General features: G+C 61.0%; 15 protein-coding genes. 11 read left to right on the top strand and 4 right to left on the bottom strand.

The features are described from left to right. The first annotated feature begins 111 nt into the window (after positions 1-111). The 6 genes from PSH88_RS27170 to PSH88_RS27145 all read left to right on the top strand — a co-directional run bounded on the left by PSH88_RS27170 (position 112) and on the right by PSH88_RS27145 (position 6,777). Positions 112-1,179, top strand: coding sequence for a DUF2333 family protein (locus tag PSH88_RS27170; protein WP_305423783.1), 1,068 nt, complete (start codon positions 112-114; stop codon positions 1,177-1,179). Positions 1,180-1,182: 3 nt separating this feature from the next. Then, the gene (locus PSH88_RS27165) at positions 1,183-1,752 is read left to right on the top strand and encodes an NUDIX hydrolase (RefSeq protein ID WP_305423782.1); all 570 of its coding nucleotides are present in this window, start codon (positions 1,183-1,185) and stop codon (positions 1,750-1,752) included. 169 nt (positions 1,753-1,921) lie between these two features. After that, the gene (locus tag PSH88_RS27160) at positions 1,922-2,293 is read left to right on the top strand and encodes a translation initiation factor Sui1 (RefSeq protein WP_095052966.1); all 372 of its coding nucleotides are present in this window, start codon (positions 1,922-1,924) and stop codon (positions 2,291-2,293) included. A gap of 220 nt (positions 2,294-2,513) precedes the next feature. Then, entirely contained in the window at positions 2,514-4,427 is a 1,914-nt protein-coding gene (gene speA / locus PSH88_RS27155; RefSeq protein WP_008069058.1) for an arginine decarboxylase, read from the top strand. Positions 4,428-4,660: 233 nt separating this feature from the next. Beyond that, entirely contained in the window at positions 4,661-5,983 is a 1,323-nt protein-coding gene (locus PSH88_RS27150; RefSeq protein WP_305423779.1) for a type VI secretion system Vgr family protein, read from the top strand. Next, entirely contained in the window at positions 5,980-6,777 is a 798-nt protein-coding gene (locus tag PSH88_RS27145) for a DUF4123 domain-containing protein (protein ID WP_305423778.1), read from the top strand. The genes PSH88_RS27150 and PSH88_RS27145 overlap by 4 nt, the downstream gene beginning before the upstream one ends. A 12-nt stretch (positions 6,778-6,789) precedes the next feature. Here the strand turns inward: PSH88_RS27145 and PSH88_RS27140 are convergent, their stop codons facing one another. Beyond that, positions 6,790-8,130, bottom strand: coding sequence for an MATE family efflux transporter (locus PSH88_RS27140; protein WP_305423776.1), 1,341 nt, complete (start codon positions 8,128-8,130; stop codon positions 6,790-6,792). A gap of 94 nt (positions 8,131-8,224) precedes the next feature. Further along, a complete protein-coding gene (locus PSH88_RS27135; RefSeq protein WP_305423774.1) occupies positions 8,225-8,518 on the bottom strand; it encodes a hypothetical protein in 294 nt (97 codons plus the stop codon). Positions 8,519-8,710: 192 nt separating this feature from the next. Between PSH88_RS27135 and PSH88_RS27130 the strand changes: the two genes are divergently transcribed. The 5 genes from PSH88_RS27130 to PSH88_RS27110 all read left to right on the top strand — a co-directional run bounded on the left by PSH88_RS27130 (position 8,711) and on the right by PSH88_RS27110 (position 13,216). Then, positions 8,711-9,013: a MazG-like family protein gene (locus PSH88_RS27130; protein ID WP_305423773.1), complete on the top strand. Its 303-nt coding sequence runs from the start codon at positions 8,711-8,713 to the stop codon at positions 9,011-9,013. Beyond that, the gene (locus PSH88_RS27125) at positions 9,013-9,762 is read left to right on the top strand and encodes a methyltransferase domain-containing protein (RefSeq protein ID WP_305423772.1); all 750 of its coding nucleotides are present in this window, start codon (positions 9,013-9,015) and stop codon (positions 9,760-9,762) included. The genes PSH88_RS27130 and PSH88_RS27125 overlap by 1 nt, the downstream gene beginning before the upstream one ends. Before the next feature lie 12 nt (positions 9,763-9,774). Further along, positions 9,775-10,401, top strand: a complete 627-nt coding sequence (locus tag PSH88_RS27120; protein ID WP_305423770.1) for a DUF4136 domain-containing protein — start codon at positions 9,775-9,777, stop codon at positions 10,399-10,401. 53 nt (positions 10,402-10,454) lie between these two features. After that, the gene (locus PSH88_RS27115; protein ID WP_305423768.1) at positions 10,455-11,012 is read left to right on the top strand and encodes a DUF4136 domain-containing protein; all 558 of its coding nucleotides are present in this window, start codon (positions 10,455-10,457) and stop codon (positions 11,010-11,012) included. Between the two features lie 221 nt (positions 11,013-11,233). Next, the gene (locus PSH88_RS27110) at positions 11,234-13,216 is read left to right on the top strand and encodes a pilus assembly protein TadG-related protein (RefSeq protein ID WP_305423767.1); all 1,983 of its coding nucleotides are present in this window, start codon (positions 11,234-11,236) and stop codon (positions 13,214-13,216) included. On the opposite strand, the gene PSH88_RS27105 is transcribed toward PSH88_RS27110, so the two are convergent. Together PSH88_RS27105 and PSH88_RS27100 are read right to left on the bottom strand one after the other, a co-directional pair. Further along, the gene (locus tag PSH88_RS27105) at positions 13,186-15,954 is read right to left on the bottom strand and encodes a PAS domain-containing sensor histidine kinase (protein ID WP_305423766.1); all 2,769 of its coding nucleotides are present in this window, start codon (positions 15,952-15,954) and stop codon (positions 13,186-13,188) included. The genes PSH88_RS27110 and PSH88_RS27105 overlap by 31 nt on opposite strands. Further along, positions 15,951-16,391 (bottom strand): TadE/TadG family type IV pilus assembly protein, encoded by a 441-nt coding sequence (locus tag PSH88_RS27100; RefSeq protein ID WP_237886605.1) that lies wholly within the window; start codon positions 16,389-16,391, stop codon positions 15,951-15,953. The genes PSH88_RS27105 and PSH88_RS27100 overlap by 4 nt, the downstream gene beginning before the upstream one ends. Positions 16,392-16,448: the final 57 nt, after the last annotated feature.

The following is a 16,448-nucleotide window of genomic DNA, read 5'->3' as shown; positions in this document are numbered from 1 at the left end:
AGTCATTGTGTGGTTCGCTGTGTCCCGCCGGATTTAATGCGGGCAAATGACGCACGATGGCGTAGGGTTGTGGTCGAACCGATGAACTCAAGTGATTGAAAGGATACCGCCATGCTGGACTGGAAGAACCGCACAGGCAGCGCGCCTGAGCGTGCCGCTGAACCGAAATCGGCCACCCGCAGTTATTTTGGCGGCCTGTTGTTCAGCCGGGCGCTGGCTACTCTGATTGTTCTTTACCTGTTGGTGGCGATCGCGCTGGGCTGGTACTGGAGCCAGGAGCCGGCGCTGTTCCCGGTTCAGCAGAATGCCCAGGTGGCGGCCGAGAAAGAAGGCAAGCAGATGGTGGTCGGGTACACCACGGTGGAAACCCTCAAGACCGTTGCCGGCACCTTGCTGACCAAACCGGGCGGCTATATTTCCAACGACCGTTTCCCGCCGGGCCTGTGGATGGATAATACGCCGAGCTGGGAATATGGCGTGCTGGTCCAGGTCCGCGACCTGAGCCGTGCGCTGCGTAAAGACTTCGCCCGCTCGCAGTCGCAGTCCACCGAAGACGCCGACCTGGCCAAGGCCGAGCCGCGTTTCAACTTCGACAACAAAAGCTGGGTGCTGCCATCCAGTGAGTCCGAGTATCAGGAAGGCATCAATTCCCTGAGTCGTTATCAGGCGCGTCTGTCGGGGCCTGACCAGAAAAGCGCGCTGTTCTATGCCCGCGCCGACAACCTGAACAACTGGCTGGGTGATGTGGGAACCCGTCTGGGTTCGCTGTCGCAACGGCTGTCGGCCAGTGTTGGCCGGGTCAAGCTCAACACCGCACTGAAGACTGAAGTCCCGGCCCTCGGCCAGGTGCCGCAGGTTGACGAAGAAGTCGTCGAAACCCCGTGGCTGCAGATCGATAACGTGTTCTACGAAGCCCGCGGTCAGGCCTGGGCGTTGTCCCACTTGCTGCGTGCTATCGAAGTCGATTTCGCCGATGTGCTGGCGAAGAAGAACGCCACGGTCAGCGTGCGCCAGATCATTCGTGAACTGGAAGCCTCGCAAGAACCGGTCTGGAGCCCGATGATCCTCAATGGCAGCGGCTTTGGTGTGTTGGCCAACCACTCGCTGGTCATGGCCAATTACATCTCCCGGGCCAACGCCGCGGTGATCGATTTGCGTCAACTGCTCAATCAGGGCTGAGTCATGGTCGATAGCTCCGTCGATGACATGCGTGAGGCCGCCCATCGTGCGGCCTCCGATGCCGAACAGATCGCCTGGGTCGACGAGCAGGACAACCTGCTCGGCGCTCTGGTCCGCTCCGAGCTGCGCGAACGCGAGCTGATCGGGCGCGGCACCTACATCATGCTGTTCAATTCTGCCGGTGAACTGTGCGTGCACCGGCGCACCCTGAGCAAAGCGATATACCCCGGTTACTGGGACGTGGCGGCCGGCGGCATGGTGCTGGCCACCGAGACTTACGCCGAATCGGCGGCCCGTGAGCTGGAAGAAGAGCTGGGCGTGAGCGGTGTGGAACTGACTGCCCATGATCACTTTTTCTTCGAGGACACCGGCAATCGGCTCTGGTGTTCGGCATTTTCGGCGGTGTGGGACGGACCGTTGATCCTGCAGCCGGAAGAAGTGCTGGAAGCGCGCTTTATCTCGATCGATCAGGTTCTGCTGGAAATCCAGCAAAAGCCGTATTGCCCGGACTCTCTGGCGGCGTTGAAGCGCTATCTTCGTGCCCAAGGGGATGACGTCGCAAAAGAGCTGTAAATTGGCGCCGATTGGCTCTTAGCAATCGGCGTTTTTGCCGTTACACTGCGCGACCTTTTCAAACTGAACCGGCAGTGCCCGGCTCAGTAGCGCTGCCCCTGCCTGAGTGGGGCTTCGCGGTCGATGGCATCTGCCACGACCAGTCTTTGTCCTCCCAAGAGGATTGCCGGTGGCCAAAAAAGCCGCATCCTTCGCCGCCCTTGGTGGCCTGGTATTTTCCACCGACGCAGGTCGTCATTGCCCGGATTGCAGTCAACCGGTGGATGCCTGCATCTGCAAACAAACCGTTATCCCGGCCGGCGACGGCATCGCTCGCGTGCGTCGCGAAAGCAAGGGCCGTGGCGGCAAGACGGTGACCACCATCACCGGCGTGCCGTTGGCCGAAGACGCGCTCAAGGAACTGGCCACCACGTTGAAGAAACGTTGCGGGACCGGTGGGGCGTTAAAAGACGGGATCATCGAAATCCAGGGCGATCATGTCGAGCTACTCTTGGCCGAACTGATCAAACACGGTTTCAAAGCGAAGAAGTCCGGCGGCTAGCAGCCTCTGTGAAAACCACCCGCGGCTTGATCCAGTCCCGATTTCATTCGGGGCTGGCGTCGTCACCATGGTTTTCACAGAGCCTGTTCATGACCGGTTTCTAAACTCACTGCAGTCAGCGAGGTCTACCCCCTCGTTGACGAACCGTCATTTTCATTCTTTAGACTGCGCCGGCCTGAACTCAAGGCGACGCTCTATGACTTCTTTATAGGGGACTTCGATGTCCGTACGACGCACACGCAAAGACGATGGCAGCCAATGGACAGTTGCGGACAGCCGCAGTGTTTACGGGATTCGCCATTGGGGGGCCGGGTATTTCGCGATCAATGACGCCGGTCGCGTCGAAGTTCGTCCGAACGGCCCGACCAGTTCGCCTATCGACCTGTTCGAGCAAGTCGACCAACTGCGCAAAAGCGGTTTGTCCTTGCCGTTGCTGGTGCGTTTCCCCGACATCCTGCAAGACCGCGTACGTCAGCTGACCGGCGCGTTCGACGCCAACATCGAGCGCCTGGAATACCAGAGCAAGTACACCGCGCTGTACCCGATCAAGGTCAACCAGCAGGAAGCGGTGATCGAAAACATCATCGCCACCCAGAACGTTTCCATCGGTCTGGAAGCCGGCTCCAAGCCGGAACTGCTGGCGGTACTGGCGCTGGCGCCGAAGGGCGGCACCATCGTCTGCAACGGTTACAAGGACCGCGAGTTCATCCGTCTGGCGCTGATGGGCCAGAAGCTCGGTCACAACGTGTTCATCGTGATCGAGAAAGAATCCGAAGTCGGTCTGGTGATCGAAGAAGCGGCGTCGCTCAAGGTCAAGCCGCAGGTCGGCTTGCGCGTGCGTCTGTCGTCCCTGGCGTCGAGCAAGTGGGCAGACACCGGTGGCGAAAAATCCAAGTTCGGCCTGTCGGCGGCGCAACTGCTGTCGGTGGTCGAGCGTTTCCGCGCTGCCGGTCTGGATCAGGGCATTCGCCTGTTGCACTTCCACATGGGCTCGCAGATCGCCAACCTGGCGGACTACCAGCACGGCTTCAAGGAAGCGATCCGTTACTACGGCGAGTTGCGCAACCTTGGCCTGCCGGTGGATCACATCGACGTCGGCGGCGGTTTGGGCGTGGACTACGACGGTACTCACTCGCGTAACGCCAGTTCGATCAACTACGACATGGACGATTACGCCGGTGTCGTGGTCGGGATGCTCAAGGAGTTCTGCGACGCGCAGAGCCTGCCGCACCCGAACATCTTCTCTGAAAGCGGCCGCTCCCTGACTGCTCACCACGCCATGCTGGTGGTGCAGGTGACCGACGTTGAGAAACATAACGACGACGTGCCGAAGATCGATAACAAGGAAGAGCTGCCGGAAACCGTGCAGTGGCTGGTTGACCTGCTCGGCCCGACCGACATCGAAATGGTCACCGAGACCTACTGGCGCGCCACGCACTACATGAGCGACGTGGCCACTCAATACGCCGATGGCAAGTTGACCCTGGCGCAAAAAGCCCTGGCCGAGCAATGCTACTTCGCCGTTTGCCGCCGCTTGCACAACTCATTGAAGGCCCGTCAGCGTTCCCACCGTCAGGTGCTCGACGAACTCAACGACAAGCTGGCCGACAAGTACATCTGCAACTTCTCGGTATTCCAGAGCCTGCCGGACACCTGGGCCATCGGCCAGGTCCTGCCGATCCTGCCGCTGCACCGTCTCGACGAAGAGCCGCTGCGCCGCGCGGTGCTGCAAGACCTGACCTGCGACTCCGACGGCAAGATCAAACAATACGTCGATGAGCAGAGCATCGAAACCAGCTTGCCAGTGCACGGTTTGAACGAAGGTGAAGACTATCTGCTGGGGATCTTCCTGGTGGGTGCTTACCAGGAAATTCTCGGCGACATGCACAACCTGTTCGGTGACACCGACTCGGTGAACATCTACCAGAACGCCGACGGCAGCGTGTACCACGCCGGTATCGAAACCCACGACACCATCGAAGACATGCTGCGCTACGTGCACTTGTCGCCGGAAGAGCTGATGACCCACTACCGCGACAAGTGCGCCAGTGCCCGCATCAGCGCCGCCGAGCGCACCCAGTTCCTCGATGCCTTGCGTCTGGGCCTGACCCGTTCGTCTTACCTGTCTTCTTGAGGTAAGGCACTGCACGCATCAGGTTGTCTGAAAATTCACCATACCTTGGGGAAATTTCAGATGACCTGGTGCGACGCTTCTCTTTTTTCAAGCGAAATGACCCACAGACCGGGCTATCCAAGCGATGTGGTCTTCTTTTCACGTAGGTCATTTCCTAAGTTGTACTTCGGCACTCTACTCGGCCATGTCTCTCAGCGAGAATCCCCGGCCGCCCCTCCTGTAGAGAATCGCCGATGTTCGATCCAGCCAACGAGCCGTCATTTCGTCTGGATATAGCGGGTCTTCCCGACTCCTTTGAGGTCTTGGCCTTTACCGGTAGTGAAGCCATCAGCAAGCCTTTTGTGTTCGACGTGGATCTGCTGAACGATGACCCGACGCTGGACCTCGCAAGCCTGCTGTATCGCTCGGCCTTTTTGCACTTCGGGTCCCGGGGGCAGGGTATTCACGGGCAGTTGCTGGGCCTCGTTCAGCTCGGCCATGGCAGTGAGCCCGGGCTATGCCGTGTGCGTCTGGGACCCAGGCTGGCGTGTCTGGCCCAGCGCTTCAATCAGCGAATCTTCAGCCAGTGCTCGGTGCCGGATATTCTCGCTCAAGTACTCAAGGAGCACGGCATTGCCGGCAAGGATCGGCGCTTCGACCTGAGCGGCGATTACCCGTCCCGTGATTTCTGCACGCAGTACCGGGAATCAGACCTGCAGTTTCTCCAGCGTCTGTGCGCCCAGGAACGGCTTCATTACTACTTCGAACACCGCTCATGCGGACACTGTCTGGTTTTCGGTGATGGCCTGGGGCAGTTTAGCCGTGGCGAAGAGAGCGTCTTCAAGGGTGAGAACGAACAACCAGGTGTGCGTCAGTTCAAGCTGCACGGCTGCGGGCAAATTGCCGAAGGCCAGACGAATCTGGCGACCCTGCGCAGCGGCCAACTGATGCCGCTGTCCGGTCACCCGTGTGGGGACTGGAATCGTCTCTGGCTACTGACCCATGTCGAGCATCAGGGAGGGCAGGAACCAGAGCTTCCTTATAGCAACCAACTACGGGCCGTTGTGCAGGAAATGCCTTTCGTGGCACCTCATTCGGGCGTGAAACCCAGGATGCACAGTCTGCAGCGGGCGTGGGTGGTCGAGGTCGATGAGTCTGAACCGGATCTGTCCAGACCGGTTGCGGTGCAGTTCGACTGGCTTTACCAGGGGGAGGGCGCAGCGCCCAGCCACTGCTGGTTGCCGTTGGCTCCCGAGCTGCAAGGCGCTGGCACCCTGCCGTTGAGTGAAGGGGCGCAGGTGCTGGTGAGCTTTATCGAAGGCGATCCGGATCAACCCTTGATCAGCGGATTTCTTCCCGGCGCAGCCTCCAGTGCAGAGCCAGTCATACCCGACCTGCAACCCTCCTTGACGACCGATGTCAGCCCGGTGCTCGAGGGCTTGCAGTGCTTGCTGCAATCCAGCGAACCCTTGGTGCTCCTGTGCCTGCTGCCCGGCGGCGGCAGTTTCAGTCATTGCGCGCAGGCCCTTTGCACCTGCCGGGCGGCGATGCAGCTCGGCCAGAGCGGTGCGGCATGATCGCCGTTCAGGCGCCCGACTCGACCCCGCAATGGCTGTTGCTCGATGTACCGGGCGAGTCTCAGGCCGGTGCGAGTTTGCGGCAACAGTTTGCTCATGTCCGATGGTTCCGGCTGTTCGAAGGCACCGAATTTCACCCGTTGCGTGAGCACGGGCCGGTGTTGGTCGACCTTCGCGAATGCCCGGCACTGGCCGAGCTGTGCCAAAGTGCGCCACACAGCTGGAGCGGGTTGCTGCTGGTCAGTGAAGCCTCTTCATCGCAGCTGCTGGAGCATTTGCGACGCATGCTCGCGGTCACCTTGGGTCTGCATCATCGGGCCTTGTTGAGTTACTACAACCCACACACAGCGAGTTATTTTTTCGATGCCTGCGATGCGCAGGAGCTGAGTCGCTGGCTAGGTCCGATCGATCAGTTGCGCTGGTTCGGTGGCACCTGGGCCGATCGGGCCATTGGCTGTCAGGGCTGGCAGCAGTTGTTCAATCCGCGGCTTGCCGTCAGGCCCCTGGCCATCGAAGAAAGCCTCAGCCTGCGTCAGCGAGATACCTTGCAAAGCTGTCTGCTGGAACAACACGCCTGGCGCTGGAGCCGATCCACCGACACCGACTACAACAGCTTGTGGGCTTACCTGCAGGAAGGGCTGGCGCTGGGTTTCAGCGAACGCCCGGTGCTCGATGACTGGTTATGGTTGCGCTTGCAGCATCCCGACGCAGTGGCCGGGCAGCCGTTGTCGGGAGCCACCCAGCAGGAGCGTCTCGATAGCCTGCGCAACCAGTGGCAGAACGATCACCCCTGAAGCTGACCCTCGTCATCCCTTGAGCCAGCTGTCTTGCTTGCGCAAGTACCAGGCGAACGCGCCAAGGGTCAGGCTGCGCAGCAACATGAACAACAGGAAGGTTATCCACAGTCCGTGGTTGCCCAAGCCTTGCAGCGCCCAGGCGAAGGGCAGCAGCAGGATCAACGTCAGCAGCATGCCGTTGCGCATTTCCCGGGCGCGGGTGGCGCCGATGAACAGGCCGTCGAGCAGGTAACTCCAGACGGCAATCAGCGGCAGCACCGCGAGGTAAGGCAGGTAAAGGAACGCGGTGTCGCGCACGCTCTGGATGTCGGTCTGCATCTCGATGAACAGGTGCCCGGCGAACAGAAACAGCAAGGCAAACCCCACACTCGCCAGCAACGACCACCCGCACGCCACCACCAATGAGCGGCGCAGGGCCTCTCGGTCGCGAGCGCCGATGGCGTGTCCGCACAGTGCTTCGACCGCGTGGGCCAAACCGTCCAGCGCGTGGGCGGTCAGCAGCAGGCCGTTGAGCAGCAACGCATTGGCGGCGACCGTGGCATCGCCCAGCCGCGCGCCCTGCACGGTGATCAGGAAAAACACCGACTGCAACGCCAGGCTGCGGATGAAGATGTCGCGATTGACCGCCAGCAATGGGCGCCAACTCTGCCACAACGCCAGCGCGGCCCAGGCGATATGGCCGGGGTAGGCGCGCAGGGCTTTGCGGGTCATGAACAGGCCGATCAGCGCGCCGGTCCACTCGGCGATCACCGAGGCCCGGGCCGCGCCGACCACGCCCCACTCCAGGCCGAGCACGAACCACAGGTTCAGCGCGATGTTGACCAGGTTGGTGCTCAGCAGAATCGCCAGCGGAGCCCGAGCGTTCTGGGTGCCGAGGAACCAGCCCACCAGCGCGTAACTGGCCAGCGCCGCAGGGAGGCCGAGCAGCCGTGTGTGGAAGAAGTCGCGGGTCAGTTGATCCAGCTCCGCCGACGGTTGCATGAAGTGCAACGCGACCCCGCTCAACGGCACGCCCAATGCGCCCAACAAAATGGCCAGGCCCATGGCCAACAACAGACCTTGCAGCAAAATCTGCCGCAACGCTGCGCCATCCCCGCGCCCGGCAGCCTGGGCGGCAAACCCGGTGGAGCCCATGCGCAGAAAGCCCATGGCCCAGGCAAGAAAGGTATACAGACTGGCGCCCACCGCGACGGCGCCGAGTTGATGAGCATGGGGCAGATGGCCGATGACGGTACTGTCAACCAGCGCTACCAGCGGAACGGAAATATTCGAGAGAATCATCGGGGCGGCGAGCGCCCAGACTCGACGATGGGTCGGACGGTCGCGCCAGTCGGCAATCAGGTTGGGCATGCAGGCTCCTTGGGGCGCCTGCATTGTAGCGGCAGATTGTGTTCAGCCAAGTGAACGTAATCTACAAAACATCACAGATCCAATGTGGGGGGGGTTAGTGAATAATCCAGCTCAGCAACCACAACCCCAGCAACAACCAGATAATCCCCATGATGATCGACGCGTTCATGAAGGCGCGGATCGCTGCCCACAGCAGCATCAGCCCGATGATCAGCGTGATGATGCTGATGATCGAAGTTTCCATGCCCAGGGCCTGGGCCAACCCTTCGACAAAATTGCTGCCGGCGTTGCTCAACAGGTTGAACAGACCACTGAGGGCGTCGATGATGAACCGGATGGCCGACCCGATTATCTGGCCGAGCCATTCGAAAAAGCTTTCTACCTGCATGTGTACGTCCTGATGGAATGATGGCGTAGTTGCCGGATCCGAGCCTTGGGCTATCGATCGTGCTCCCGGGTTCCCGTAGAAGCTGCCGAAGGCTGCGATTCTTTTTGAGTATGGCGCAAGTACGCAGGCACAACGCTGCCACTTGCCTTCACCCGCCATCCCCCTGAAGCTATACGCCTTCAGGAGAGCCCGATGAACCTTGTTGAACTGACCGAACGCCTGCATGCCATTCGTGACCGCAATGACTGGCGGCAATTTCACAGCCCGAAAAACCTGGCCATGGCCGCGAGCGTGGAAATGTCCGAGCTGGTGGAGATTTTCCAGTGGCTGACCGAAGCCCAGTCGCGCGAGTTGCCGGCGGACAAGCTCGCTCATGTCGGGCAGGAAGTCGGCGACATCGTGCTGTATCTACTACTGCTATGCAGCGAGTTGGGGTTGGACATGAATGAAGTGGTACGCAGCAAACTCGCGGACAGCGAACGGCGGTTCAGTTGATGAGCGACCGTCATTTCGATCAATTGGCGACTCGCTTCGCCGAAAAAATCTACGGGGGCGCCAAAGGTGCGATCCGTCTCGCCGTGCTGCAGGCCGACCTGGCCGAAACCCTGCCGGACCGCCCGTTGCGCATACTGGACATCGGCGCCGGCCTGGGCCACATGTCGTTGTGGCTGGCCGAGCGCGGTCATCAGGTGACCCTCGCCGAGCCCGCCGAACCGATGCTTGAAGGCGCCCGTCAGCGCTTCGCCGAAGCCGGGCAGACGGCGACATTCATTCAGGCGCCGTGGCAGGACCTGCTCGGTCAGCTCACCGAACCCTACGACCTGGTGCTGTGCCACGCCGTGCTGGAATGGCTGGCCGAACCCCATGCGATTTTGCCGGTACTGCATCAGTTGACGAGGCCGGACGGCTGGTTGTCCCTGGCGTTCTACAACCGCGATGCGTTGATCTACCGCAACCTGCTCAAGGGTCATTTCCGCAAGATGCGCAAGAACGACATGGCCGGCGAGAAGCAGAGCCTGACTCCACAGCAGCCACTGGATCCACGGGAACTGGCGGCGCAACTTGAGAGCATGTGGCAAGTCGAAACCCAGAGTGGGGTGCGGGTTTTTTACGACTACATGCCGGTGGAATTCCAGGCCCGCGTCGAACTGCCGGACTTGCTGGAAATGGAACTGGCTCACCGCCGTCACCCAAGTTTCGCCGGGCTTGGGCGCTATTTGCACTGGATCTGTCGGCCGATCTGATCGGAGCGCAATATGAAAAGTCGTTCAGGGTTGCTGGTGATCTGTCTCGGGTTGGCGGCCTGTCAGGGCAGCAACCCTTATGTCGCGACCTCCAATCCCCTGCCGCCGGCACCGCCTCAGGCCGCCACCACCTTCGATCGCAGCGCCTACCCGGCGCCGCCACGGGATTACGGGCGCTACCGCAGCTGGGCCTGGCTCAACGGGCGCCTGCCACCGGGCACAGCCTGGGCCGACTCGGAGCAGGTAGCTGAAGCGGTCAGCAATGCCCTCGATCAACGCGGCTTACGCCCACTGCACGACAACCGCCCGGCGGACCTGTGGGTCAGCGCCGATTTGCATCTGGAAACCCGTTTGCGTCAGGTCCAGGACGACTATGGTTACGGCGGCGGTTATTACGGCGGCGGTTACGGCGGTTACAACCGCTACGGCAGCGGTTACGGCATGTACAACACGGTGCCGGTCATCCGCACTTATCAGGTACAAGTCGTGGTGGTGCGCGTCGATCTGTTCGACGCGAGCACCGGCCAGCCGGTATGGAGTGCCAGTGCCGAAACCAGCAGTCAGGGCAGCCAGAGCGAGCGTGCCGATGCCATACGCGAAGCTGTCGAAAAGGCCATGTCGGCGTATCCTCCTAGTTAGCTTCCTGTAAAGGAAGCATCCCGCTGGATCATGTCTTCAATCGGAGAAAAATCATGTTCCGCCGTCTCGTTTTACTGGCCATGGCCGCGCTGCTCACTGCCTGCGCCGCCAACCAGGTCAATCATGACTTCGATGCCAGCCGCGACTTTGCCGCCTATCGTAGCTGGAGCTGGAAAGAGCCCGCCGTGCAATACCGTCCCGATGATCCACGGATCAAGAGTGACCTGACCGAACAACGCATCCGTCAGTCCGTTGCTGATCAGCTGGATCAACGCGGCTTGCGCCCGGCCGCCGCCGGTGCCAGCTCGGACCTGAAGGTACAGGCCTACCTGATCGTCGAAGATCGCCAGCAACAGGTGACCACCCACTATGGCGGCGGTTATGGTGGCCCATGGTACGGCTACTGGGGCGGGCCGATGTACAACGAAACCCGCAACATCAGCTACAAGGTGGCGACCATCCAGGTCGACCTGCTCGATGGCAAGGACGGCAAACTGGTGTGGCGCGGCAGCGACGAGCAGACGCTCAGCCGCACACCGAATCCACAGGACCGCAGCAATACGATCCGCGAGACGGTCGCGCGGATATTGGCTAACTATCCACCACACTAAACCAACACCACCGATCCACTGTGGGAGCGAGCCTGCTCGCGATAGCGGTCTGTCAGTCACATCAACTTCAGATGTGCCGCCGTCATCGCGAGCAGGCTCGCTCCTCATGGTTTCTTTGTCATCGGCAGTAGCATGTTGCCAGCAATCTGGCGGACCCTTGTCTACACTGCTTCACATCGTTGGAGGTAGCCCGCGGCAGTGCGCCGGCAAAGGAGTGAGCCATGTCTCCCTGCTTGCAGTTTCATAGCCCGGCCCGGCAACGGGGAGCGATCGGATTGATGGCGGTGCTGGCTCTGGGCATGGCCTTGGTGTTCCTGCTGCTGGTGGTCGACAGCGGCCGCCTGTACCTGGAAAAACGCAGCTTGCAACGGGTGGCGGATATGGCCGCGCTGGAGGCTGCCACGCGTAACGGTGATTGCGCCACAGGTGCCACCGCTACCGCCTACGCCACCGCCAGCGCAAATCGCAACAATTTCACCCTTCCTGACCCTACGCGCAGCCTGACGGTCGCCTGTGGCGCCTTGACCCTGGACGCCAATAATCTTCGGGTTTTTACGGCTGATCCGAGCAGCAGCGAAGCCATTCGGGTGATCGTCAGCCATTCGATCCCGCAGAGTTTTGCCGGTGGCATCGGCGCCGTGTTTGGCGGTGCTCCAGCCGGGGCGACCCTCAACCTGACCGCGACCGCCGTCGCAGCGTTGCCACCTCCGCTGGCATCGCTGACCATCCGCACGACGGCGCTGAACATCGATAGCAGCAAGTCGGACACGCTCAATGGGCTGTTCGGCGGTTTACTGGGCGGCAATCTGAACCTGTCCGTGGCAGGCTGGAACGGTTTGGTGAACACCAACATCAGCCTGCTGAGTTACCTCGATCGGCTGAAGGTCGACCTTGGCCTCAGCGCCGCCGGGTATGGCCAGGTATTGGGCGCTTCGGTGGCCGTCAGTCAACTGATCCAGACTGCCGTCAATGTGCTGGACCCCGGCGGCACTCTCGGCGCGACGGCGACCATCGTCGGGCTGCAAGCACTCAAGGTTGCCGCTGGCTCGACCACCGTGGTGCTGGGCAATATGCTGCACGTCGAGAGCGGTAGCGATATCTCAACGTTCGCGACTACGGTGAGTGTGTTCAACCTGATCGAAGGCATCGTGCAACTGGCCAACAAGAACAACGGTCTGGTGGCAACGGTGCCGATCAATCTGGCGGGGCTGGCGCAAATCACGGCCCGGGTGCAAGTGTTGGAACCGCCGCAACTCTCGGCAATCGGCAACCCGAAAAACGCGGCGCTGAATCCATTGGGACCCAATCGGATCTACGTGAGAACAGCGCAGGTTCGCACATTGCTGTCGATCGACTTGCCAGCGCTGGACGCCATCGCGGCGCTGGTCAATGCGGCGGCGGATCTGGCAGGACCGTTGACCAACACCCTCAATGCCTTGCTCAATCTCGACCTGGTGGCGGTGCTCAATTCACTGACCTGTGCCATCGGCGTGCCCTGCCAGACGCCTGACATTATGGTGTTGCCGGGGCCGATACGGCTCGACGTTGCGCTGGACGTCGCCAGTGCCAACAGTTACGTCACGGCCTACAGCTGCATCAGCAACACCAATAAGACCCTGACCACCAACACCACTACGTCGCTGGTGAATCTGAAAATAGGCCGGATCGATGCGGCCAGTATGTTCGGCAGCAACACCACGCCGCCGGCAGTCATGGTGCAGCCGTTGAAGGTGATCGATATCGGGATCAAAACCTGTCGCCGGCTGCTGTTCTTGCCCATTACCTGCGATCCGCGTGTGCCCGGCGTCGGTGGCGGCATCGATATCGTTGCCGACACCAGCGTGGCGGCGAACGCCAACATTTCCCATATCTATTCCGCACCACCTGCCACCAGCCTGCCGGAAATCAATCAGCCACCGTTCTACTACTCGTTCACCACCAGCAGTATTGTCAGCAACCTGCTCGACACCCCGCTTAACATTCACGTGGACATGTATGGCCCGTCGGGCAGTCTTGTCAGCGGTCTGGGAGCCATCCTGAGCAACGTCACCACCTTGCTGATCAGCGCGATCAACAGCGTGCTCAGCCCGTTGCTCGACAGCTTGATCAATACCTTGCTGCTAAGCCTCGGGATCGATTTGAACAAGGTCGACGTCGGCGCCAATCTCAGCTGTCATTCGGGGCGCGCGACGCTGGTGATCTGATTGTCCGTGGCAATCGGCAACTCGATACAAAACCGCGCGCCCTCGGTCGAGTTTCTTACACTCAACTTGCCGCCCATGTTTTCGACGATGCCGTAACTCACCGACAACCCGAGCCCGGTGCCGATGCCCACCGGTTTGGTGGTGAAGAACGGTTCGAAAATCCGTTCCAGCAACCGTGGATCGATACCGCCGCCGTTGTCCTCGACCCACAGTCGCACCGAGTATTCATCACGTTCGGCATACACCGAAATCCACGGTTTGAACTCTCGGTCGGCCTCGCGTTTGCTCAGCAGCGCATCCCGCGCATTGACCATCAGATTGATCAGCACCTGTTCCAGTTGATCGACATAACCGCGCACTTGCACTTCAAATCCGGTCTCGCTGACCCGCAGCTCGACGCCTTTTCCGCGCATCCCTTCGGACAGCAGTGACAGCGTGCCCTCGATGGCTTGAGCCGGATTGAACGGGTGCTGCTCGATCTCTGAACGTCGACCGAATACCCGCATGTGATCCACCACCCGCGCGGCGCGCTGGACTTGCGCGTCGATGCGGTTGAGTTTGTCTGTCAGGTAATCGATTTGCACATCGCCATTGCTCAGACGCTTGAGCACATTGACGATGGCCATGCGCATCACGTTCAGCGGCTGATTGATTTCATGGGCCAGCCCGGTGGCCATTTCGCCGAGGGTGGCCATTTTCGCGCTCTGGGTGAGTTGTTGCTGGGCGCGCCGGACCTCGGTGTTGTCGCGGCCCACGGCTTGAATCTCCAGCAAGCGACCCTGCTCGTCGAACACTCCGCGATCCGACCAGACCCACCAGGCGTGTTCCCGTCCCGGCAGTTGCAGGTTGATTTGCGCGGTGCTGACCGGGAACTCCGGGCTCAGTCGACTGAGGCGCTGGAGGAACGCTTCGCGCTGTACCGGCGACATCCAGCTGCCCAGGTTCACCCCCGGCAATTGCTCGGGCTGGCATTCCAGATAGGTCGCCAGCGGGCGATTGCCGAAGGTCAACGTCAGGTCAGGAAGGTAGCGGCAGATCATCGCCGGGGAATCTTCCACCAGGATCCGATAGCGCTCTTCACTCTGTTTTACTTTCTCGGCGGCCAGGGTCGCTTCGGTGACATCCAGCCACAGCCCCACGGCTTCCACCGGCAGCCCGAGATCGTCGCGCAGCAGTTTGGCTTCGTCGAGCAGCCAGTGGTAATCGCCGCGGCTGTCGCGCAGCCGATAACGGGCACGCACCGAACCTTCGCGCAGCAGTTGCCGGGTGCGTTCGAAATAGCGGTCGCGGTCCTCGGGATGGACCCGTTCCACCAGCGCGCCGGCGGCACAATCGGCGAGCGACCAACCGAGCAGCGGCAACAGGCTGTCGCTGAAAAATGTCGGTTGCAACGCACCTTCGACATAGCGCTGCACGTAGATCACCGCCGGTGAACTGGCGATCAGGTTGTCCAGCCGGGCATGGGCGGCAGCGGCGTTCTGCTGCTGATTTTTGATGTCGCTGATGTCGAGCATGAAGCCCACCAGCCGCCGGTTTCTGCCGAGGCCCAGTGCTTGCCCTTGCAGTCGATACCAAATCGACGTTTGCACCGCGTCGGGGCGATGCAGGCGCACGCACAGCAGCAACGGCGTGCCTTCGTCCTGCAAGGTTTGCAGGCGCATCGTCAGCTCTTCACGGTCGGCGGGGTGGATCTGTTCGAGCCAGTCGTGCAGCGGCAAACGAGTGTTCGCAAGGTTCAGCGTACTGGCCAGCGACGGCGCCAATTGCACCTCGGCGGTGTCGCTGAAGACCTCCCACCAACCGGTGCCGAGCAAGGCTTGCAGAGACTCCAGCCGCTCCAGTTGCAGATGGTGCTGATGCTCGCGCAAGCGCTCAAGCAGCGGGCCGGCCAGGGCCGCAGTGAGTTGTAACCAGTCGCGCTCGCTCAGGTCGGGGGCACGCTGTTGCACCGGGTAGAAACCACAGAGCAACCAGGCGACCACGCCCAAGGCATTGTGGTAAGGCACGGCGAACCCTTCGGCATTGCCGAAGATGCCTTGCAGGCGCGGGTGTTCGCTGGGGATCAGTTGTTGGGGGGCGGAGCCATTCAAACTGTCGAGGCCGGTCCCCAGGCGTTGATCGATTTCCCACAACCCGGGTGCATCGAAGGCCGCGTAATGCTGGTGGATCAGCCAACCCTCTGCCTGTTCGTCGAGCAAGGCCATGGCGATGCACGGGATCTGAAAACGCTGGGCCAGGCCTTGCAGTTGCTCCACCAGCACCTCGGGCAAGCGTGTCAGGCTGCACAGGCGCAACTGTTCGCTGATCTGCGCCGCGAGCAACTGACATTGTTCGCGGCTGCGCGCTTGTCGGCGTTCGAGCAGCAGGTCGCCGATGTCGATCAACTGCAACAACCAGTTTTCGCCCAACGGCTGTACCCAGCCACGCAGATGCAGAGGTTGTTCGCCGAGGCTGAAAAAATCCAGGTCCAGACTCTGTCCCTGCCACTCGGCAGGCGCGCCTTCGACCGACAGGCCGCTATGGGGCATGAGGTAATCGAGCAGATGCGGTGCCTGTGCGCCGGGCATTTGTTGCGCCAGCAGATGCCGCAGGGGGCCGCTCAGTTGAATCACTCGGCCCTCGTCATTCAGATGCAGCTGCAAACCGAAACGTTGCACGCTCGGCGTGTCCGCACTGTTCGAGGGCTGTGGCGGTTGGCGATTGAGCAGGCGCCCGAAGAGCTTGTCTCCGGAACTCAAAATTGCAGGCTCGATCGGGCGGTAAGGGTCGCCGGCAGATTGGGCACCGAGCCGATCCCCGGCAGCACCAAAAACGGCAGGACTTGATTCAGTTTACTGGTGGGGTAGTTGATGGTGACCGTCAGCACCCCACCGGTGTAGGTGGCGCTGGCGTCGGTGGCCACATTGAAGTTCAGCGCGGCAGGAATCCAGGCCAGCTGCCGGGTCAGTTCGGTAGTTGCTATGTTTCTGACGGCGGTGTCGTAATTGGCGGTGCTCGGGTCCAGCGCCACACTGCGGCGCACCGCTTCGGCCGTCGATTGATTGAATGATTGCATCAGCAACAGCGGCAGGCTGTAACTGACCAACCCATAAAACACGGCGAAAAAGATGATGAACACCAAAGCGAACTCAATCGCCACGGCACCTTTTTGTTTGCGGGGGAGGCCTGTTTTCATGAGTGCGTCTACCCTGACCATCACGACGTAGTATCAGCATAGAATCATTCAGCCAAA

This window comes from Pseudomonas wuhanensis (genome assembly GCF_030687395.1).
Lineage (GTDB): Bacteria > Pseudomonadota > Gammaproteobacteria > Pseudomonadales > Pseudomonadaceae > Aquipseudomonas > Aquipseudomonas wuhanensis.
This window is presented reverse-complemented; position numbering and strand designations above follow the sequence as displayed.

Bases quoted from the DNA above. Each gene is read 5' to 3' on its own strand.
- PSH88_RS27170 (WP_305423783.1), top strand. From the start codon at position 112: ATGCTGGACTGGAAGAACCGCACAGGCAGCGCGCCTGAGCGTGCCGCT.
- PSH88_RS27165 (WP_305423782.1), top strand. From the start codon at position 1,183: ATGGTCGATAGCTCCGTCGATGACATGCGTGAGGCCGCCCATCGTGCG.
- speA (WP_008069058.1), top strand. From the start codon at position 2,514: ATGTCCGTACGACGCACACGCAAAGACGATGGCAGCCAATGGACAGTT.
- PSH88_RS27150 (WP_305423779.1), top strand. From the start codon at position 4,661: ATGTTCGATCCAGCCAACGAGCCGTCATTTCGTCTGGATATAGCGGGT.
- PSH88_RS27145 (WP_305423778.1), top strand. From the start codon at position 5,980: ATGATCGCCGTTCAGGCGCCCGACTCGACCCCGCAATGGCTGTTGCTC.
- PSH88_RS27140 (WP_305423776.1), bottom strand. From the start codon at position 8,130: ATGCCCAACCTGATTGCCGACTGGCGCGACCGTCCGACCCATCGTCGA.
- PSH88_RS27135 (WP_305423774.1), bottom strand. From the start codon at position 8,518: ATGCAGGTAGAAAGCTTTTTCGAATGGCTCGGCCAGATAATCGGGTCG.
- PSH88_RS27130 (WP_305423773.1), top strand. From the start codon at position 8,711: ATGAACCTTGTTGAACTGACCGAACGCCTGCATGCCATTCGTGACCGC.
- PSH88_RS27125 (WP_305423772.1), top strand. From the start codon at position 9,013: ATGAGCGACCGTCATTTCGATCAATTGGCGACTCGCTTCGCCGAAAAA.
- PSH88_RS27120 (WP_305423770.1), top strand. From the start codon at position 9,775: ATGAAAAGTCGTTCAGGGTTGCTGGTGATCTGTCTCGGGTTGGCGGCC.
- PSH88_RS27115 (WP_305423768.1), top strand. From the start codon at position 10,455: ATGTTCCGCCGTCTCGTTTTACTGGCCATGGCCGCGCTGCTCACTGCC.
- PSH88_RS27110 (WP_305423767.1), top strand. From the start codon at position 11,234: ATGTCTCCCTGCTTGCAGTTTCATAGCCCGGCCCGGCAACGGGGAGCG.
- PSH88_RS27100 (WP_237886605.1), bottom strand. From the start codon at position 16,391: ATGAAAACAGGCCTCCCCCGCAAACAAAAAGGTGCCGTGGCGATTGAG.